General features: G+C 58.0%; 1 protein-coding gene. It reads left to right on the top strand.

From position 1 onward, the window contains the following. Positions 1 to 56: 56 nt before the first annotated feature. The coding region (gene rpoD / locus Q1K49_RS13415; RefSeq protein ID WP_366146074.1) for an RNA polymerase sigma factor RpoD at positions 57 to 1,585 on the top strand (1,529 nt) is incomplete at its 3' end.

Below are 1,585 nucleotides of genomic sequence, written 5' to 3'. Positions count from 1 at the left end.
AGGTAAACGATCTCCTCCCCCCCGACATCGTATCCTCGGACCAGATTGATGATGTCATGAGCATGTTCGGTGAGATGGATATAGAGGTCGTTGACTCCGCCCAGAAAGTCAAGATACCCAAGGTGAAGCTGGACCTTGAGGACGAAGAGGAACTGGAAGGCGAGCAGGAAGAGGTCGAATTCGAGCCGGGTGTACTCGGACGCACCAGCGATCCGGTGCGTATGTACCTGCGCGAGATGGGGTCGGTCTCCCTTCTCACCCGCGAAGGCGAGGTGGAGATTGCGAAACGCATCGAGGACGGAGATCGGGACGTGGCGCGCGTAATCTATACGACCCCCATTACCGTGAAAGAAGTCATCGCCCTGGGAGACATGCTGGAAAAATTCCAGGTATCCGCCGCCGAGATCAGCAAGGAAGTGGAAGAGGAGGAGCTTGAAGAGGACGAGGAGGATGTCCAGAAGACCCGACTCCTGGAGATCATCAATGTCATCCGCTCGTGCGACGCGACCATGGAGGCCCATTCGTCATCCCTTGCGGATCCCGCGCTTCCGGATGGCGACCGTGAAAGAATCGTGCGGGAGCTGCACGAGGTGAGGGAGAAGACCGCGGAGCTCCTGAAATCGCTGCGGCTCAAGGACCGCCATATCGAAAGGATAGCCCAACGCCTGAAGGAACTCGCCGGAAAGGTGGATCGGGTAACGGAGGAAATCCGCGAGTTGAGCGTGGAGACGGGTATCCCGTTCGAAGAGCTGATGGAGCTCTGTCAGGAGCCATCGGGCGGTGACGAAGCGCGCTCACGGGTTCTGGCCGCTGTCTCCGCGTCGGAGGAGAATGCCGAGAGGGTTGAGAAAAAACTGAAATCCGTGCGGAGGAAGCTGGAAAAGATAGAGCAGGAGTCAGGATTTCAGGCCGTTGAGCTGGCAAAGGAAATCAAGGCGATTGAAGAGGGCGAGAGGAAGGCAAAGGAAGCGAAGTCGGAGCTGGTGGAGGCAAATCTGCGCCTTGTCGTCTCCATCGCGAAAAAATACACCAACCGCGGCCTCCAGTTTCTCGATCTGATTCAGGAAGGGAATATCGGCCTCATGAAGGCCGTGGACAAATTCGAATACCAGCGGGGCTACAAGTTTTCCACCTATGCCACGTGGTGGATACGGCAGGCGATTACCCGCGCCATTGCCGACCAGGCGAGGACGATCCGGATTCCCGTTCACATGATAGAAACCATCAATAAACTTATCCGGACAAGCCGTCAGCTTGTCCAGGAAATCGGGCGTGAGCCGTCGCCGGAAGAGATCGCCGAACGGATGAGCCTCCCGCTCGACAAGGTCCGCAAGGTACTCAAGATAGCCAAGGAACCCATCTCACTGGAAACACCCATCGGAGAGGAAGAGGACTCCCATCTCGGCGACTTCATCGAGGACAACAACACGGTCGCGCCGGCGGACGCCGCGCTGCATGCCAGCATGCGCGACGTCGTGAAGGACGTGCTCGATTCGCTGACGCCGCGCGAGGCGAAGGTGCTGCGGATGCGCTTCGGCATCGAGATGAGCACCGACCATACGCTCGAGGAAGTCGGCAAGCAGTT

The organism is Aminiphilus sp., assembly GCF_029975095.1.
Classification (GTDB): Bacteria; Synergistota; Synergistia; order Synergistales; family Aminiphilaceae; genus Aminiphilus.
Note: the sequence above shows the minus strand (reverse complement) of the source record. Positions and strands in the feature narration are given on the sequence as shown.